The organism is Burkholderia sp. SIMBA_051 (assembly GCF_046534915.1).
Lineage (GTDB): Bacteria > Pseudomonadota > Gammaproteobacteria > Burkholderiales > Burkholderiaceae > Burkholderia > Burkholderia ambifaria.
In genome coordinates this window covers 448,591-466,390 of record NZ_JAWRXS010000006.1, presented here as the reverse complement: position 1 = coordinate 466,390, position 17,800 = coordinate 448,591, and the positions used below count along the sequence as shown (strand labels likewise).

Sequence of the window (17,800 nt, the reverse complement as noted above, 5' to 3'; positions counted from 1 at the left end):
TTCGCCGGTCAGGCAAGCGCTTTGGTCGTGTCCGCCAGGGCTTCCGTATCCACTGCCCGGCCCTGGTTCATCCACTTGCGTGCGAGCTTCAGCTCGCGTGCGTTGTTGATGGCGATGACACCTCTCACATGCCCATCGCCCAAGAAAAACAGCGTCGCGCGGCGCGCGGCGAGATCGCCGCGCACGACAAGCTGCGCATCGGCCGGCAGATCGCCGAGGATCTGCAGGTTCACGTCGTACTGATCGGACCAGAACCACGGAATTTCCGCATACGGCGCACGCACGCCGAGCACGGCCTTCGCGGCCGCGATCGCCTGGTTCTGCGCGTTCGCCCACGATTCGAGCCGCACGCGCCGCTTCAGCCAGCCGTTGTGATGATTCGCGACGTCGCCGCACGCGAAGATCGCCGGGTCGCTGGTCGCGCCGAATTCGTCGACCACGATGCCGTCGTCGAGCGCGAGCCCCGCGTCGCTCGCGAGCGACGCATTCAGCGCGAGGCCGATGCCGGCCACCGCGAAATCGGCGTCGATCGTCGTGCCATCGGCCAGCGTCGCGCGCACCTTCGATGCGTCGTCCGGCTGCGCGTCGAGCGACGCGAGCGCCGCGCCGAGACGCACGTCGACACCGTTCGCACGATGCAGGTCGAGCAGGAAGTCCGACACGATCTGCGGCACCGAGCGCCCGCACAGACGCGGCGCGCCTTCGACGACGACGGCCTCGACACCGAGCTTGCGCGCGGTTGCCGCGACCTCGAGACCGATCCAGCCGCCGCCGATCACGAGCACGCGCCGGCTCGCGCGCAGCTTCTCGCCGAGCGCGGCCGCCTCGTCGAGCGTGCGCAGGTAGTGCAGGTTCGACGTGTTGACGAGCGCATCGGGCAAGCGGCGCGACGTGCCGCCGGTCGCGATCACGAGGCGGTCGTATTCGACCTCGCGGCCGCTTTCGGTCTTCACCACGCGGCGCGCACGGTCGATCGACGCCGCGCGTTCCGGCTGCCATGCCTCCACGTTCAGCGTGTCGAATTCGTCCGGACGCACGACGCGCACGGTCTCGATGTCGGCGTCGCCGGCCAGCACGGCCTTCGACAGCGGCGGACGCTCGTACGGCAGGTGCGGCTCGTCGGCGATCATCACGAGGCGGCCCGCGAACCCTTCCGCGCGCAGCGTCTTCAGCACCCAGCCGGCGGCCTGGCCGCCGCCGATCACGACGACCGTGCCGGGCGCGGGCTGCTCCAGTGTGTTTGCTTCGGTCATGGTTTGCGCTCCGTCATGAACTTGCCTTCCGGCGCCTTCGCGTTCTTCTGCCGGCGCGTGTTGCCGTCGAGGCCGCCATCGACGGCCCATTCGGCGAACACGGTCGGGCCCGGTTCGAATTCGCGCGGCTGCCAATGCGGTGTCAGCACGTCTTCATCCGCGTAGTACTCGATCAGCGCGCCGGCCGGATTCTGGAAGTACCAGAAGTACGCGGAGGACACCGGGTGACGCCCCGGGCCGAGCTGCGTTTCCCAGCCGCAGCGGTCGATGTGCATGCCGCCGCCGAACACTTCGTGGATGTCACGCACGGTGAACGCGACGTGGTTCAGGCCGCGCTTGCCGTTCGGCAGCGCGAGCAGGAACAGGTCGTGGTGGCCGCCGTGCGGCGCGCAGCGCATGAACGCGCCGCGGCCCGGATAGCGGTCCGACGTCTCGAAGCCGAGCAGGTCGTGATAGAACGTTTCCTGCGCGTCCAGGCAGTTCGTGAAGAACACGACATGCCCGACCTCGACCGGCTCGGCGCGCGCATAGATCGGGCTCGGCTGGTCGACGCGCGCCGTCTGGCCCCACACGTTCGACGGCGAGCCGGTGATGTCGAGCGCGCGCTTGCGCGTCACCTCGATGCGGATCGCCATCCCGTTCGGATCGATGCAGCCCACCGCATCGTCCTGTGCGTAATAGCCGGGCTGGCCGGCCAGCTTCGTGCGCAGCGCGTCGAGTGCCTGCCGCGTCGCGACGCCCCACGTGACTTCACGCAGCGTCGGGCCCGCTTCGAACGCGGGCGGCAGCGACGGATCGTCGGCCTTCACGACCAGCACGGTGCAGCCGTTCATCGTCTCGAAACGTGCGCCCGTGTCGTCGTGCGCGACTTCCTTCAGCCCCCAGTCGGCGAAAAAGCGCCGGCACGTCGCGAGGTCGTCGACACCGTACGTGATCTGCTCGATACCCAAGATGCTCATTGCGTCATTCCCCTTCGCTCAGTTCGCCCACGGCAGCGGCGCGTCGTTCAAGCCCCAGTAGAGGCTCTTCTGCTGCATGTACTCGCGGATCCCGAGACGTCCCTTCTCGCGGCCCATCCCGCTCTCCTTCCAGCCCGAGAACGGCGTGGAGATCGAGAACAGCTTGTACGTGTTGATCCACACGGTGCCCGTCTCGAGCGCGCGCGCGATGCGCCACGCGCGCTTGTAGTCGCGCGTCCAGATGCCGGCGGCGAGGCCGAACACGCTGTCGTTCGCCTGCGCGATCAGCGATGCTTCGTCGTCGAACGGCATTGCGACGAGCACCGGCCCGAAGATTTCTTCCTGGCAGATGCGTGCGCTGTTCGGCAAGCCTTCGAGAATCGTCGGCTGGTAGAAGAAGCCGCGCTCGCGTCCGTCGCCGGACGGCCGCTCGCCGCCGCACAGCAGGCGCCCGCCTTCCTCCAGCCCGAGCGCGACGTAGCGCTCCACCGATTCGCGATGCTTCGCGCTGATCAGCGGGCCCATCTGCGTGTCGGGCCGCGTCGGGTCACCCACGCGCAGCTTGCGTGCGCCGGCGACCAGCCGCTGCATGAATTCGTCGTACACCGCGCGCTGCACGAACAGCCGCGAACCCGCGATGCAGGCCTCGCCCGACGAGCTGAAGATGCCGTACAGCACGCCGTTGACCGCATGATCGAGATCCGCGTCGTCGCATACGATCGTCGGCGACTTGCCGCCGAGTTCCAGCGACACGGGCATCAGCTTTTCCGCCGCGATGCGCGCGATGCCGCGGCCCACTTCGGTACCGCCGGTAAACGACACCTTCTTCACGAGCGGATGACGGACCAGCACGTCGCCGATCACCGAGCCCTTGCCCGGCAGCACGCTCAGCACACCCTTCGGCACGCCGGCCTCCTCGCAGATGCGGGCCAGCGCGAGCGACACGAGCGGCGTGACTTCGGCCGGCTTGAGCACCACCGCGTTGCCGCCGGCGAGCGCCGGGGCCAGCTTCTGCGCGTCGGACGCGATCGGCGAATTCCACGGCGTGATCGCCGCGATCACGCCGATCGGCTCGTGCACGCTCATCGTCAGATAGTCGCCGCGTGACGGCGTCAGTTCCTCGTCGAGCGTCTCGAGGCATGCCGCGAAATAGCGGAACGTGTTGGCCGCGCTCGCGACCAGCACGCGCGTCTCGCCGATCGGCTTGCCGTTGTCGCGGCGCTGCAGGTTCGCGAGCGCCTCGTGACGCTGCATGATCAGCTCGGCGATCCGGTACAGCACCAGCGCGCGTTGATGCGGCTTGAGTCCGGCCCAGTCGGCGCGGCGCCAGGCGGCGTCGGCGGCCACGACGGCGTCGGCCGCGTCGTCCGCGTTCGCCGTCGATACTTCCATGTTCAGCGACTGGTCGGCCGGATAGATGCTCGTGTAAGGCGCGCCGCGGCCGCGCCGCCACTCGCCGCCGATCAGGATGTCGCCGTTGGGTACGAGGCTCGTATCGAATGGAGTCATGTCACAAGTCCCACAAATCTGTCTCTGCCAGCCGCCCGCGCCGTGGCGCAGGCGGCCGTTCTATGGCCCGAATGAGCGGAATGGCCGCGTCGTCCGCTCAGATCACGCAGCGGGCCGCGCGGTTGCGCAGCGCGCGGATCGCGCAGTACGCGGTCAACGCGGACGTCTTCGGGTTGTCGGGCAACGGCCTGCCGCTCATTTCGAGCGACATCTCGCCGAATGCGCCGCGTGCGGTGATGCGGTGCACGTTGCGCGTGACGGCCGGGTCGGCGATCAGGCGCACGCGCGTCGCGTCGAGGCCGAGGCCGGCGAGCGCGACGGTTGCCGCGACGTTCGCGTTCTTCGGATACAGCCGCGCGGCGTCGCGTGCGGTGCCTTCGAAGATCACCTTCTCTTCGGTCATCGCACGCAGGTCGCACAGCTCCTCGGCGGGTGTGCCGAGCCAGCCGAGCGGCGGCTTGCGGCCGACGTACAGCACCTCGTCGAGGCCGCCCTGCTTCGCCGACGCCAGCGCATCGATCCCGCCGATCGCGCCGGACAGCAAGGTGAGCGTCGCATCGCCTTCGTCGGCGGCCTGCGACAACACGTCGAGCAGCGCGAGATCGGACAACGCGCCGATCGACGCGACCGCGCAGTCGGTGCCGGCCTTCAGCAGCGGCACGACGTGATCGACGAGCGCGCTGTGACCCGCGCATTCGAGCGCGAACTCGGGACGGCGGGCCAGCGCGTCGACCGACGACACGACCTCCACCGCACCGCCGAGCTCACGCTGCACCGCGTCGCGCTGGTGCTCCGGCACGATCACGTGCGCGACGCGCAACGATGCATCGTGCTCGACCGCGTGATACACGGCCGCACCGATCGCGCCGAAGCCGATCATCGCGACGTCGACGGGCGCATGCCCGTGTGCGTGTCCGTTACGCATATTGCCGCTCCGACGGCTCTTCCTTCTTCACCGGCGGGCCCGCGAAATTCGATGCGAACGCGCCGACCGACAGCATGTCGACCTCGACCATCACCGGCCCTTCCTTCGCGATCCCTTCGCGCACGATCGCTTCGGCCTGGTCGAGCGACGTGATCCGGTAGTGCGTGAGGCCGAAGCTCGCGCAGAACTGCGCGAAATCGGGCTGGTGCAGTTGTACGAAGCAGCGGCGGCCGCCGTACTGCGCGTCCTGGATGTTGCGGATCACGCCGTAGCACTGGTCGTTCATCAGCACGATCATCACGTTCGCGTTTTCCTGCACGGCCGTCACGAGCTCGCCGACGTTGACCATCAGGCCGCCGTCGCCGACCAGGCAGACCGTCTTCGCGGCCGAGCCGGCCAGCGCCGCGCCGATGCCCATCTGGATGCCCTGGCCGATGCCGCCGCCCAGCGCATGCACGCCCGCGCGCGGCTCGAAGATCTTCAGCAGGCGGTTGCCCCACGTGCTGTTCGAGATCGTCACGTCGCGCACCCAGTTGTAGTCGCGGCCGACCGCCCCTTGCAGCGTATCGACGAGCTTCTTGTAGGGCCCAAGGCCTTCCGCCACGCTGGCGACGGCCTGCTCGCGCGCCGCAGCCAGATCGAGCGAGAACTGCGGATCGACGGACAGGCGCCCCTCGAGGCGATCGGCCAATTCGGCCAGCACGCGCTTCGAATCGCCGTGCACGAACAGCTCGTTGCGATAGCCGCGGTTGTCGGCGAGCGCATCGGCGTCGACGCGGAACAGCGGCTGCGGCAGCGCGAGCTTGTACTTCAGCGTCTCGTTGCCGCGCAAACGCGAGCCGACCACGACGAGCGCGTCGCAGGTCTTGTAGAACGCCTCGACAGACGCATGCACGTTGAACGCGCCGAGCGTCGCCGGGTGATCTTCCGGCAGCACGCCGCGGCCCTGCACGCTCGTCACGACGCCGAAGCCGAGCTTCACCAGGCGTTCGACTTCCGCCCGCGCATGGCGCGCACCGCCGCCGAGCCACAGCAGCGGACGGCGCTTGGCCGCCAGCGCGTCGGCGAGCTTCGCGACGCGTGCGTCGTCGTGCTCGCGCACCGCGACGTGCGCCGGCGCGAGGTCTTCCGGCCATTCGATTTCGGCGGCCTGGATGTCGATCGGAATCTCGACCGACACGGGGCCGGTCGGCGTGGTCTGCGCGATACGCACCGCTTCGCGGATCGTCGGCAGCACGGTTTCGACGGTGCGCACGCGGAACGCGGCCTTCGAGATCGCGTCGAGCATCGTGAGCTGGTCCGGCGCTTCGTGGATGTAGGCCAGGTCCTGGTCGAGGTACGGCGTCTCGATCTGCCCGGTGATGTGCAGCAGCGCGGTGCCTGCCGTCAGTGCCTCGACCATTGCGCCGGCCGCGTTGCCCGCCGCCGTGCCGGTGCTCGTGAATGCGACGCCGAGGCCGCCCGACACGCGGGCCAGGCCGTCGGCCATGTTCACCGCGCCCGCTTCACCGCGCGCACCGACATACCGGATGTTGCCGCGCGAGTTGATCGCGTCGAGGATCGGCATGTTGTGGATCGAGATGACACCGAATGCGGTTTTGACGTCGCACTGCTCGAGAAAGGCGGCAATCAGCTCGCCAACCGTGGTTTTTTTAGACATGGCGTGCAAAGCCTCCAGAAACGTCGATATGGCTGCCCGTCGTGTAGGACGACAGATGCGTTGCGAGATAAAAAAGTGCCCAGGCTGCCTCGTCGGGCTTGCCGAAGCGGTTCAGCGGAATGTTCTTCTTGCGGGCGAGCGCGCCCGTCCAGTCTTCCCAGCTTTCGCCGGCCTGCGCCTGCGCTTCGTAGCGGCGGCGCCACTGACCCGACTCGACGATGCCGATCAGGATCGAGTTCACGCGGATGCGCTGCGGCGCCAGTTCGGTCGCGAGCGACTTCACGAGGCTCAGCACACCCGCGCGCGCCGACGACGTCGCGACCATGTGCGGCTCCGGCTGCAGCGCGAGCAGCGAGTTCACGCAGGTGATCGTCGGCGCCTGCGCGTCGCGCAGCAGCGGCAGGAACGCGCGCGTCGGGCGGATGATGCTGAAGTACTTCAGTTCGAGCTCTTCGCGCCATGCGTCATCGGTCGTATCGGCGAAGGTCGACACGCGGCCCTGGCCCGCGTTGTTGACCAGCATGTCGGCGCGGCCGAAGCGGTCGGACACGGCTTGCGCGAACGCGGCCACGTCGGCTTCGTCGAGCACGTTGCAACGCACGGCGAGCAGCTGAGCGCCCGGGTATTTCTCGCCGAGCATCGCTTCGGCGCGCGCGAGGCGTTCGCCGTCGCGGCCGCAAATCGCGACCGACGCGCCGGCCTGCAGGAACCGTTCGGCAGTCGCGAGGCCGATGCCGGACGAACCGCCCGTCACCACCGCCACCTGCCCGGTCAGATCGATCTGGATCATCGGAGTCCTAAAGCTTTGAGAAACGTGTGCTCGTCATCCGAGCGGTAATTGAGCCGCCGCGACAGTTCCGCCGCCGCGCGCTGCACCTTGTCGAACAGGCCGTCGGCGATCAACGCCTCGTCGATCTCGGGCCGCGGCACCGTCACCGTGATGCACGCGACGATCTTCTGCGTGTCGTTGCGCACCGGCGCCGTGACCACCGAGATACCGCGCTCGAACGACGAATTGCTGATGCCGTAGCCGCGCAGCGCATCCTCGCGGATCACTTCGTACAGCGCGTCGACCGTTTCCGGCGTCGCGCTCGTCATCCGGCTCAGCGTGCCTTCCGGATACAGCGCACGCAGCTCCTTCAGCGACAGGTCGCCCATCAGCACGTGGCCGTGGGTCGTCGCATGCGCGGGCAGCCGCGTGCCGACGTTCACGCGAATCGCGCTGAATACCGGCGACTGGCACTGCGCCTTCGCGACGAACACCACGTCGCGGCCGTCGCGGATCACGATGTGCGTCGTGAAGCCGGTCGCGTCGCGCAGGCTCTCGATCACCGGCAGGCCGAGATCGGTCAACTCCAGCGAACTCAGGTATTCGAAGCCGAGCCGCAGCACCGCGATGCCCAGCTTGTAGTTGCGATCCTTGTCCGCCCGCTCGAGAAAGCCGAGCGATTCGAGCGTCTGCAGCAGACGGAACACCGTCGTGCGCGGAATGCCGAGGCGCTTGGACAGCTCCGGCGCGCCGAGCACCGGCTCGCGCGGCGAGAATTCGGCGAGGATCCGCAGGCCGCGTTCGAGGCCCGGCACCACGTAGCCGGCGTCGGCCTTGGTGCTGTCGGATTCTGGTTGTTGCAGCGGTTCGCTCATGCCATGCCTCGCTGCGTGTCGCACTGACGACAGAACGTGTCGATGAGCGACGAATAGACGGCCGGCGCTTCCACGTAGCCGGCATGACCGGCCTGCGGAATCACCTGCAACTCGACCTGCGCGGCCGCGGCGATCCGCTCGCACGCGGCGGGCGGCGTGATCGCGTCGTTCGCACCGGCGGCCACGGCCGTGCGGCCGCGAAAGCCGGCGAGATCGGTCGCGAGATCGGCGTTCGCGAGCAGATGCGTGGCCTGCGCATAGCCGGCCGGCACGATGCGCGCCATGTTCCAGCGCACCCACGCACGCGCATCCTCGCTCGCAAAACCCGACAGCATGTTGCCGCTGCGCTGCTCGGCGAGCCCGGCCGGGCCGAGTTCGTCGAGCATCGCGAGGCGCGCGTCGCGGCGCGTGTCGCGCGTTTCGGCGGGCGCGCGGCCGTAGCCGCCCGCGGGCGAGATCAGCAGCAGGCCGGCGATCCGCGCGGGCATCAGGCGGCACAGGCCGCCCGCGATGATCGCGCCGAGCGAATGCCCGACCAGCACGCAGCGTTCGATGCCGAGTGCCTCGAGCCACGCGTTCAGCGACGCCGCGTAATCAGCGGCGGTCGGCGACGCGCCGTGCACGGGGGTCGACACGCCGTAGCCCGGCGCATCCCACGCAAGCACGCGTCGCGACGCGCCGAGCGTGTCGAGCTGGCACACCCACGATGCGGCGCCCGAGCCGATCCCGTGCAGCAGCACGACGGGCAGCGCGTGGCCCGCATGCTGCGCGCCGGCCTCGCCTGCGCCAGCCTCACGGTAGCCGATCGTGCCCGCCGCGCCGGCCGCGCAGCGCTGTTCGGGAAACTGCCCGAGCAGCGCGGCGAATGCCGCGGTGCGGTCGCGTTCACGTTTGTCGATGACACTCATTGCTTGGCTCCGCCCCGTCTCAGCGCTTGATCTTCGCGAGCGGCGAATCCGGCGGATAGGTCGGCGTGATGGGCTTCGCCGAACCGAGCATCACGCACATCAGCGCGTCTTCCTCGCCGATGTTGATTTCCGTGCGATACACGCCCGGCGGCACCGAGATCAGGTCGCGCTCGCCGAGGATCGCTTCCCACGTCTCGCCGTCGCGCTCGCAGATCACCTTCATCTTGCCGCGCAGCACGAAGAAGATTTCCTCGACGTCGGTGTGGATGTGGCTCGGGCCGATGTTGCCGGCCGGGATGACCATCGTCGAAAACGTGAAGTTGCCGGCCGGCACCGTGTTGACGTCCTTCGCGACGCCCGTGCCGCCCGTGCCGACGTAGCGCATCTGCGCACGGCGGTACTTCGGGTCGTAGTCGGCCTGGAACTTCAGCGCGTCCCAGTCGTAGCGCCGCGTCGCGTAGCGCGCGACGCGCCCTTCCATCCAGTCGCCGAAGCTTGCGTCTTCCGGCTGGTCCCACGACTTGCGTTCGAGATCTGCATCCGCCATCGTCCTCTCCTTCATTCAGAGTGAAAACTTCAATTCAAATCAATTCATCACGAAGCCGCCGTTCACCGGCAGCAGCTGACCCGTCACGAAGCGCGCGCCGTCCGACAGCAGGAACAGCACGGGGCCCGTCACGTCGTCGGGCACCTGCGCGCGCGTGAGCGCACGGCCCTGCATGTAGAACGCATGCCGTTCGGCCGGCACGTAGGCCGTCGCCTCGACTTCGGTGAGCCCCGGCGCAATCGCGTTGACCGTCACGCCGTGCGCGCCGAACTCGCGTGCCAGCGCATGCGTCATCGCGATCACGGCGCCCTTGCTGGCGACGTACGCGAGCAGCTTCGGCGCACCCCACAGCGCGGTGTCCGATGCGAGGTTCACGATCGCGCCGCGGCCCGAGCGCGCGAGGTGCGGCAGCGCCGCATTGCTGACGAGCCACACGCCGCGCACGTTCACGTTCATCACGGCATCCCAGGTCGGCACGTCGAGTTCCGTCGACAGCCTGCCGCCCGAGTTCGTGATCGCCGCGTTGTTGATCAGCGCGTCGATGCCGCCGAGCGCCGCCGCACTCTGCGCGACGAATGCGTCGACGCTCGCCGGATCGGCCAGATCGAGCGCGAAGAAATGCGCGGTATGGCCGGCTTGCGTGAGTTCCGCAGCCAGCGCGCGGCCCTCTTCGGCGAGCACGTCGCCGAACGCGACCTGCGCACCCGCCGCGACCAGCGCCTTCACGAACGCCGCGCCGAGACCGCGGGCGCCGCCCGTGACGAGCACGCGGCGCCCCGGCAGCGACACGACCGGAGCGAACTCAGCCATTCGCGGGCTCCGCCGCGGCGTGCGCCGCACGTTGCGCGTCGAGCGCGGACAGGTGTTCCTGCGCGCGCTGGCGCAGCATCCGGCGCACGCGCGTGATGCCGACGTCGTGCTGGTACAGGTATTCGTGATCGCGTGCATGCGGCGCGAGGCTTTCGAGGACGTAGCGGTCCTGCTCGAGCACGTCCCAGTGCAGGCCCTCGAGGCGGTTGCGGTACATGAAGCGCCATACGTCGCGCTGCCAGCCGCTGACCTTGCGGGTGCGCCAGAAGTAGACCTGGCAGTTGTCGTCGTCGACCGGCGTCGCGAAGCCGATGATCCCGAAGTTGCCGCCCGGGCCGAACTTCTGCTTGTACGGAATCGCAAGGCGCATCCACAGGCAGCCGGTTTCGCCGAGCTCGACCCAGTCGAAGTTCACGTCGCGCTGGCCGATCTTCTCGAACATCAGGCCCGTTTCCGTCTTGCGCACGCGCATGTCGGCCTGCTTGTCGCCTTCGGCCATCGAGTGCGACGTCGCGTGCAGGTACGCGCCGTGCATCGGGTCCATCACGTTGTCGATCGCGTACTGGTAATTGCACTTCCAGTTCGACACGCAGAGAAAGTGGCCGTACTCGGCGTCGACCAGTTCTTCCGGCAGGTTCAGCGGCGCCGGCTCGCCGTGCGCTTCATCGCCGAACCACAGGAAGATCGCGCCGGCCTTCTCCTCGACCGGATACGACTTCACGCACTTCATCCCTTCGAGCGGACAGTTCGACACGGCCGGCACGCGGTTGACCGTGCCGCCGCCGTCGATTTCGACGCCGTGATACCAGCAGGCGATGTTGCCGCCGAGGTTCCAGCCGAGCGACAGGCGCGCGCCGCGGTGCGGGCAGCGATCCTCCAGCGCGTGGACCTTCCCCTCGTGATCGCGCCACAGCACGATCTGCTCGGACAGGCGCGTGAGACCGACAGGCGCATTCGACACCTGCCAGCTCGGGGCGACGGGATACCAGTAGTTCTTGATGCCGCGGTCGAGATAGGCGCGGACCGGGTCGTGTTGGACTTCGTGTTGTGCGGGGGATGTCATCAATGTGCTCCGGATGCGGTTGTCGTCGGGTCGGCGGTCACGCGGCTCGCGCGCTCATTCCGCCAGCGCGGCCATTTCGGCGCGGAAGCGCTCGGGTGTCCACGCCGTGCCGTCCGGCGCACGGAAGCCGATGCGGTTCAGGCCCGCGACGACATCGTCCAGCTCGGTCGCGCCGCTCTCGAACACGCGTTCGAGCGCATCGCCGAGATCGTTCTCGTACTGGGTCGGCGCGGCCTTGCGGTTCTGCCAGACCTGGTTCTCGACCTGGCCGGGGATCTCGATCTGCCCCTTGCCGGCGACGTTGTTCGGCTGCGGCGCCACCCACGGCTTCAGGAAGGGATTGAAGTTGACGGTCGCTTCTTTCATGTCATTCCACCTTGATCTGGATTTCCTCGCCGGCCAGGCGCACCGCGTACTGCTTCAGCGCGCGCCCGCCCGGGCCCTTCAGGCATTCGCCCGTCTTGATGTCGAACACGGCCTCGTGCAGCGGGCACTCGACCGTGCCCTCGTCGACGAAGCCCTGGGTCAGCAGCGCGTACGCATGCGGGCACACGTTCTCGAGCGCATACACCTCGTCGCCGACGCGGTAGATCCCGATTTCGACGCCGTCGGTCCGCTTGAACTCGATCGGCGCGTCTTCCGACAGCGCGCCGGCGTGTCCGGCGCAAATCCATTGTTCAGACATCTCAAACCCTTCCTTCTGATCGACTCTCGGTTCGCTCCGGAATTGTTCCATATCCGGAACAGCAGTTTATGGATGGTGATTATAGAAGCGACTTTCCACGAGCAAAACAAAAAGCTGCATGTCCTAGGGAAAACACTGACCGTTGAGTCGACGCTCTCCGCCGCAACGCTCATCAAATGTAATTTTGTGTTTGCCGCCGGGCATTTAAGTCCGTTTTTCCGGATTCTCCAACCCGTGTTGCGGATCATCCTCATCCCCATCCGGCCCGATAAATTTATTTTTGATACGGCGCGCGACACCTCTATACTCCATTCCATCAGAGGCACGTTGTTCCTTATATGGAACACAAAGAATGCCCGCCCCAGTGGCAGAAACGCGCGACGGCCGGCCGTCCCCGCGCCCGCCGCCACGGCATGTTTTCCGTCAGGTTTGGAGAGTCAGGAGATCAAATGGTCAAGCAAGCGGTAGCAGCAGCAGTCATCGGAATGAGCGCCGTGTCCGGCGCGTGGGCGCAGAGCAGCGTGGTGCTGTACGGCAGCATGGATGCGGGCGTCGCGTACGTGAACAACGTCGGCGGCCATGCGAAGTGGGCAATGATCCAGGGCAACACGCAGCCCGACCGGTGGGGCCTGAAAGGCAAGGAAGACCTCGGCGGCGGCCTGTCGGCGATCTTCCAGCTGGAAAACGGCTTCTATACGAACAACGGCCAGTTCGCGACCGCGAACACGATCTGGAACCGCGCGGCGTTCGTCGGGCTCAGCTCGGAGCGCTATGGGACGCTGACGCTCGGCCGCCAGACGCCGCTGACGTTCGACTATCTCGATCCGCTCAGCACCGCGTATCTCGCGATGAGCTGGTATGCGTTCCACCCCGGCAACATCGACGGGCTCGCCGCGACCGGCAACGTGCCGTACAACAACGCGGTCAAGTACCGTTCGCCGAGCTTCGGCGGCTTCTCGGCCGCGGCGACGATGGCGCTCGGCAACACGACGAACTTCTCGACCGGCAAGTCGGTCGGCGTCGCGCTGAACTATGCGAACGGGCCGTTCAAGGCGTCGGCCGTCTACTCGAACGAGCACGACCGCGCGATCCTGATCAGCCAGACGGGGATCACGTCGTTCCAGGGGCAAAATACCGCGAACGGCTATCTGGCGAACAAGGTCGAGAACATCGGCGCGGGCGCGTCGTACCAGATCGGCGACTTCCTCGTGCACGGCCTCTACACGCGCGTGAAGATGCAGTCGAACGGGTTTTCCGACACGTTCCAGAGCTACGACGCGGGCGTGAACTATCGCAGCAGCGCGTTCAACACGATCGCGGGCGGCGCGGCGACGACGACACTCGCCGGCCGCCGCTGGACGCAAGTCGAGCTCGGCGACATCTATTCACTGTCCAAGCGCACGCAGCTCTATGCGAACGTGCTGTTCGAGCACGGCTCGGGCGGTGCAAAGGCCGCGTTCTTCACGGCCGGCACGTCGAGCACCGCGAACCAGGTGATCGTGCTGACCGGCATTCACCACTCGTTCTGAGCGGCGACGGGCGCACGCGCCCGATCGCGAAAACGAAAAGAGCAGCCCTTGGGCTGCTCTTTTTTGCTGGCGAAGCCGTGCGATACGGCGGCCTGCTCGACAGGTCAGAACATCGCGACCCGATGGCGCGCGTGCGCGAATGTCGGGTCGCTTTCGAGCGGCCGGTAGTTCAGGCGCTGCGACAGGTCGACGGCCGCGCCGCATACCGCTTCGACGAGCCGCTCCTTCTCGCCGGCCTCGCCGATTTCCGAGCGCGGCACCGTCGCCGTGATGGCCGAGACGATCGCGCCCGAATGGTCGCGCACGGGCGCGGTGACCGCCGAGATGCCGCTCTCGAACGCGGCCTCGCTCACCGCGTAGCCGAGCCGCGCGTAATGACGCACGCGCTCGTACAGCTCGTCGACGGTGCCCGGCGTGCGCTCGGTGAACTGCTCGAGCCGCTTTTCCGGATACAGCTGGCGCAGCGCGTCGCGGGTGAGGTCGCCCATCAGCACGTGGCCGTGCACGGTCGCGTGCGCGGGCAGCCGCGTGCCGACGTGCACCTTCACCGAACCGAACATCGACGTGTTGCTCTGGGCCTTCGCGACGAACACCACATCGCGCTGGTCGCGGATCAGCAGGTGCGTCGACAGGCCCGTCGCGTCGCGCAGCCGTTCGAGCACGGGCGCGCCGAGGTCGGTCAGTTCCAGCGAATTCAGGTATTCGAAGCCGAGCCGCATCACGCCGACACCGAGCCGGAAATAGCGGTCGCCGTTCACGCGCTCGAGAAAGCCGAGCGCTTCGAGCGTCTGCAGCAGACGGAAGGTGGTGGTGCGCGGGATGCCGATGCGTTTCGACAACTCGGGCGCGCCGAGCACCGGCTCGCGCGCGGAGAATTCGGCGAGGATCCGCAGCCCGCGTTCGAGGCCCGGAACCAGATATGACGACGCGCCGCCGGACGATTCGTCGTCGCCCGCAGCCGGCTTCGACGCGTCGTGGTCGGCGTCGTCGCTCGCTGTCGCGCGCGGCGCGCTTGCCGGCTTCGCCGGCGATTTCGGTGCACCGCTCATCGTTGGATTGACCCTGTGCACATGGACGGAATGGAAGCGTTCACGAAAGACCCGCAATGCTTGATTATGGATTTTCGACCGAGTCGGATCAACACGATCCGGCGCAGGCGGCCGACGGCCCGGCGCGCACGATCGGACAGCCGACTGTCATATAGGCTGATGCGATCGAAAGGATAACAGTGATAGACAGGACTGCCCATCGGAACGTCGCCGGGTGCGGCGGGCGAACGCGAGCGCACCGCACGCGATGTCGCATACGGATGGATTCGGGCAAGTCGGAAAGGAGGGAAAAGGAACAGGAAGACGCGTGAAAACGGACGACCACGCCGATCCGCGAACGGGATCGGCGCGACGGCGTCAGGCCGTCACGGTGTCGGCATACTCGGCGCGCGCGCGCTGACCGGCGGCATAGGCGTCGGCTTCACCGCGAAAGCCGTCCGTGCTGAATGCGACGACTTTCACGCCAACGCCGGACGCCCGCTTTACCGTCAGCGCCCATTGCCATCCGCCGTCTTGTTCAAAGACGTGCAGCGAGGATTCGAGGGATGAGTCCAGTACGGTCACGGGTTATGCTCCTGCCTTACGCGTCCCTTTGGCTACGCGTCGGGCATGTCGAAAAAATGCGCCGGTTCGCGGCGCGTTTCAGCTATTCGACAGTCTAGTCAAGGAATGTTGCGACGCACCATCAGGGCTTACACTCGCCTATCGGAACCAGGCGGTCGATCGAATCCGCCTGAAACCCTTATCGCACGGGCCTCTCCGGGATATTTTCGCCACCCGATACCCCACTCGTGCGGCAACGTGCCGCATGGACGACTGAGGGATCGTATCGGTCGAAAAACGGGTCACGATCGAACGCGTGCGCGTCACTCGGCCGACATGGCCGCCGATTAACGAGTCGCCGCCGCCGACACCACCCGCCGGAACGTCAGATTGATACGCTCGCCCTGCACGGCCGGCGCCTTCGGCACGCGATGCTGCCATTCGGCCTGCGTGCGGCCGCGCATCACGAGCAGGCTGCCGTGCGTCAGCCGGTACGCATGCACGACGCCGGTCGCGCGATGACGAAGATCGAACACGCGCATCGCACCCAGGCTGACCGACGCGATCACCGGGGCGTCGCCGAGTTCCGGCTCGTTGTCCGCATGCCAGCCGAGGCTGTCCTGTCCGTTGCGGTAACGATTGAGCAGCACGCTGTTGAAAGTCTCGCCGCACGTGAGCTCGACTGCACGCTTCAGATCGAGCACGGCCGCCGTCCACGGCGCGGGCACGTTGCGGATTCCCGAATACACGTAGACGGCGTCCGGTTCGCCCTGCCACGCGGTGAGCCGCGGCAGCGGAATGCGGCCGCGCGGCGTGCGGATCGTGTCCTGTTGCCATGCGACTTCATCGATCAGCGCGGCCAGCACGCGATCGGCGTCGGACGGCGCGAGCCAGTCCGGGTACCAGTCCACGTCGGGCGCGGGCGCATCGGCGAAAAGATCGGGCGTCGACATGTCGGAATCAGGCGGAAAGTGGGCGGTGCGGATGGAGCATGTCTGCATGGTAGACAACGGCGACACGCGCCGCCATGCGCTGTCATTCCGCCGCGTGACGCGGACGCCCGCGCGAGCGGCGAGCGGCGAGCGGCGAACGGCGAGCGGCGAACGGCGAACGGCGAACGGCGAACGGCGAACGGCGAACGGCGAACGGCGAACGGCGAACGGCGAAGCATTTGCAGCGTGTCATACCGTCATCGCGGCGCACGTCGATTTCGACGCTATCGCGCGCCCGTCACCCTGTCGCGCCCATCACCCAGTCGCGCGCGTCAACCGGATCAGCGTGATTTCGGACGGCACGCCGAAGCGATTCGGCGGCCCCCAGTAGCCGGTGCCGCGGCTCGTATAGAGCCACATCGCGCCGAACCGGTTCAGCCCGCCGATCACCGGCTGCTGCAGACGCACGAACGGCGGCCACGGCAGGAATTGGCCGCCGTGCGTGTGGCCGGACAGCTGCACGGTGAAGCCGGCGCGGCTCGCCGCTTCCGCGCTGCGCGGCTGGTGCGCGAGCAGGATCTTCGTCGCCACGTCGGGCGGCGCGCCCGCCAGCGCCTGCTCGGGGTCGCTGCGATGCGCGGGATCGAACCCGCCCGCCGTGAAATCGGTGACGCCCGCGAGCACCGCGCGCGCACCATCATGCTCGATCAGCACGTGCTCGTTGAGCAGCACCGTCAACCCGATTCGCCGGAATTCGTCGATCCACGCGTGCGCGCCGGCGTAGTACTCGTGGTTGCCCGTCACGAGGAAGCTGCCGTGCCGCGACTCCATGCGGCCGAGCGGCGCCGTGTGTTCGCGCAGCCGCTTGACCGAGCCGTCGACCACGTCGCCGGTGATGACGACCAGATCCGCATCGAGCGCATTGACCGCCCGCACGATCCGCTCGATATAAGGCCGCTTGATCGTCGGCCCGACGTGAATGTCCGACAGTTGCACGATCGTCAGCCCGTCGAGCGCGGCCGGCAGCCCGTCGAGCGGAATCGACACGCGCTTGACCGCCGCCGTGCGGCGCGCGCCGACGAAGCCGATCGCGGTGACCAGCACCGCGGCCACCAGCACGCCGAGCGCCGTGTCGGCGCTCGCGCCGCTCCACGCGCCGTCATGGCCGAGATGCCGCAACGCGACGACGCCGAGCAGCACCAGCTCGCGCAGGAACGTCAGCACCAGCAGCGACGAGAAGAAGCCCATCGCGAGCGCGCCGGCCCAGCCGACGAGCGTCGCGGCCCAGCCTTCGTCGAAGCGGCGCGAGAACATGCCGACCGGGATCAGCACGACGAAGCTCGCCAGGACCAGCGCCGCGATCGTGCGCGCGAGCGGCGACGCGAATGCGCCGGGAATGATCCGCATCCCGACATACAAATGGAACAGCACGCCGATTGCGATGAACCGGACAAAGAAACTTCGCATGGAACACTCATCCTCGTTGCGCTACCACCGTCGCGCGGCGCGTCGGCCGGGATCGTGACGTCAAGTCTCGTCATGCCCCGCGCCACGCACCGCGTCCTTCGCACGATGGTACACAGATACCGGCCGACTCGACCGGACGCGGATTCGCAACCGCTCGCACAGCAATCCGGCGATCCCTGCCGCGATTCCCGCCCATCGGCGAACAAACGTGGGCGGCGGGCTTCCGTCTGACGATGCTTTACAGTCCGTCGGCACCCATGCGAAAGCATGCGCTGGCAGAATCGCGGACCGCGCCACGACCGTCCCGAGCACCTGCC

General features: G+C 67.6%; 19 protein-coding genes. 2 read left to right on the top strand and 17 right to left on the bottom strand.

Annotation, left to right across the window (positions count from 1 at the left end; all coding sequences use genetic code 11):
• Nucleotides 1-8 precede the first annotated feature (8 nt).
• From SB771_RS17810 to SB771_RS17750, 13 genes are all read right to left on the bottom strand, one after another.
• Complete coding sequence (locus tag SB771_RS17810; protein ID WP_175659025.1) at nucleotides 9-1,253, bottom strand: NAD(P)/FAD-dependent oxidoreductase; 1,245 nt, start codon at nucleotides 1,251-1,253, stop codon at nucleotides 9-11.
• Nucleotides 1,250-2,212, bottom strand: a complete 963-nt coding sequence (locus SB771_RS17805; protein WP_175659024.1) for a VOC family protein — start codon at nucleotides 2,210-2,212, stop codon at nucleotides 1,250-1,252. The genes SB771_RS17810 and SB771_RS17805 overlap by 4 nt, the downstream gene beginning before the upstream one ends.
• Before the next feature lie 18 nt (nucleotides 2,213-2,230).
• Entirely contained in the window at nucleotides 2,231-3,721 is a 1,491-nt protein-coding gene (locus tag SB771_RS17800) for an aldehyde dehydrogenase (RefSeq protein WP_175659023.1), read from the bottom strand.
• A 97-nt stretch (nucleotides 3,722-3,818) separates the two neighbouring features.
• Nucleotides 3,819-4,646 carry an aspartate dehydrogenase gene (locus SB771_RS17795; RefSeq protein ID WP_175659022.1) on the bottom strand — a complete coding sequence of 276 codons (828 nt, stop codon included), beginning with the start codon at nucleotides 4,644-4,646 and terminating at the stop codon, nucleotides 3,819-3,821.
• Entirely contained in the window at nucleotides 4,639-6,306 is a 1,668-nt protein-coding gene (locus SB771_RS17790; RefSeq protein WP_175659021.1) for a thiamine pyrophosphate-binding protein, read from the bottom strand. Before SB771_RS17790 ends, SB771_RS17795 begins: the two co-directional genes overlap by 8 nt.
• On the bottom strand, nucleotides 6,299-7,096 hold the full coding sequence (locus SB771_RS17785) for an SDR family oxidoreductase (protein WP_175659020.1): 798 nt from the start codon (nucleotides 7,094-7,096) through the stop codon (nucleotides 6,299-6,301). The genes SB771_RS17790 and SB771_RS17785 overlap by 8 nt, the downstream gene beginning before the upstream one ends.
• Nucleotides 7,093-7,950 (bottom strand): IclR family transcriptional regulator, encoded by an 858-nt coding sequence (locus SB771_RS17780; protein ID WP_105833378.1) that lies wholly within the window; start codon nucleotides 7,948-7,950, stop codon nucleotides 7,093-7,095. Before SB771_RS17780 ends, SB771_RS17785 begins: the two co-directional genes overlap by 4 nt.
• On the bottom strand, nucleotides 7,947-8,858 hold the full coding sequence (locus tag SB771_RS17775) for an alpha/beta fold hydrolase (protein ID WP_175659019.1): 912 nt from the start codon (nucleotides 8,856-8,858) through the stop codon (nucleotides 7,947-7,949). The genes SB771_RS17780 and SB771_RS17775 overlap by 4 nt, the downstream gene beginning before the upstream one ends.
• Before the next feature lie 19 nt (nucleotides 8,859-8,877).
• The gene (locus SB771_RS17770; RefSeq protein ID WP_012366322.1) at nucleotides 8,878-9,405 is read right to left on the bottom strand and encodes a cupin domain-containing protein; all 528 of its coding nucleotides are present in this window, start codon (nucleotides 9,403-9,405) and stop codon (nucleotides 8,878-8,880) included.
• A gap of 39 nt (nucleotides 9,406-9,444) precedes the next feature.
• Nucleotides 9,445-10,215, bottom strand: a complete 771-nt coding sequence (locus SB771_RS17765; protein ID WP_105833376.1) for an SDR family oxidoreductase — start codon at nucleotides 10,213-10,215, stop codon at nucleotides 9,445-9,447.
• Nucleotides 10,208-11,278 carry an aromatic ring-hydroxylating oxygenase subunit alpha gene (locus SB771_RS17760; protein ID WP_175659018.1) on the bottom strand — a complete coding sequence of 357 codons (1,071 nt, stop codon included), beginning with the start codon at nucleotides 11,276-11,278 and terminating at the stop codon, nucleotides 10,208-10,210. Before SB771_RS17760 ends, SB771_RS17765 begins: the two co-directional genes overlap by 8 nt.
• Before the next feature lie 54 nt (nucleotides 11,279-11,332).
• Nucleotides 11,333-11,644, bottom strand: coding sequence for a recombinase-like helix-turn-helix domain-containing protein (locus SB771_RS17755; RefSeq protein WP_011659098.1), 312 nt, complete (start codon nucleotides 11,642-11,644; stop codon nucleotides 11,333-11,335).
• A 1-nt stretch (nucleotide 11,645) separates the two neighbouring features.
• Nucleotides 11,646-11,963 carry a non-heme iron oxygenase ferredoxin subunit gene (locus SB771_RS17750; RefSeq protein WP_006751284.1) on the bottom strand — a complete coding sequence of 106 codons (318 nt, stop codon included), beginning with the start codon at nucleotides 11,961-11,963 and terminating at the stop codon, nucleotides 11,646-11,648.
• A gap of 72 nt (nucleotides 11,964-12,035) precedes the next feature.
• Between SB771_RS17750 and SB771_RS17745 the strand changes: the two genes are divergently transcribed.
• The gene (locus tag SB771_RS17745; RefSeq protein WP_175659017.1) at nucleotides 12,036-12,431 is read left to right on the top strand and encodes a hypothetical protein; all 396 of its coding nucleotides are present in this window, start codon (nucleotides 12,036-12,038) and stop codon (nucleotides 12,429-12,431) included.
• Nucleotides 12,413-13,492: a porin gene (locus SB771_RS17740; protein WP_175659016.1), complete on the top strand. Its 1,080-nt coding sequence runs from the start codon at nucleotides 12,413-12,415 to the stop codon at nucleotides 13,490-13,492. Before SB771_RS17745 ends, SB771_RS17740 begins: the two co-directional genes overlap by 19 nt.
• A 104-nt stretch (nucleotides 13,493-13,596) precedes the next feature.
• Here SB771_RS17740 and SB771_RS17735 read toward each other — a convergent pair whose 3' ends face one another.
• From SB771_RS17735 to SB771_RS17720, 4 genes are all read right to left on the bottom strand, one after another.
• Nucleotides 13,597-14,541, bottom strand: a complete 945-nt coding sequence (locus SB771_RS17735; RefSeq protein ID WP_011659100.1) for an IclR family transcriptional regulator — start codon at nucleotides 14,539-14,541, stop codon at nucleotides 13,597-13,599.
• Nucleotides 14,542-14,898: 357 nt separating this feature from the next.
• Complete coding sequence (locus SB771_RS17730) at nucleotides 14,899-15,105, bottom strand: hypothetical protein (protein WP_011659101.1); 207 nt, start codon at nucleotides 15,103-15,105, stop codon at nucleotides 14,899-14,901.
• A 326-nt stretch (nucleotides 15,106-15,431) separates the two neighbouring features.
• Nucleotides 15,432-16,037 (bottom strand): alpha-ketoglutarate-dependent dioxygenase AlkB family protein, encoded by a 606-nt coding sequence (locus tag SB771_RS17725; RefSeq protein WP_011659102.1) that lies wholly within the window; start codon nucleotides 16,035-16,037, stop codon nucleotides 15,432-15,434.
• Nucleotides 16,038-16,331: 294 nt separating this feature from the next.
• Nucleotides 16,332-17,483 (bottom strand): metallophosphoesterase, encoded by a 1,152-nt coding sequence (locus tag SB771_RS17720; RefSeq protein ID WP_175659015.1) that lies wholly within the window; start codon nucleotides 17,481-17,483, stop codon nucleotides 16,332-16,334.
• Nucleotides 17,484-17,800: the final 317 nt, after the last annotated feature.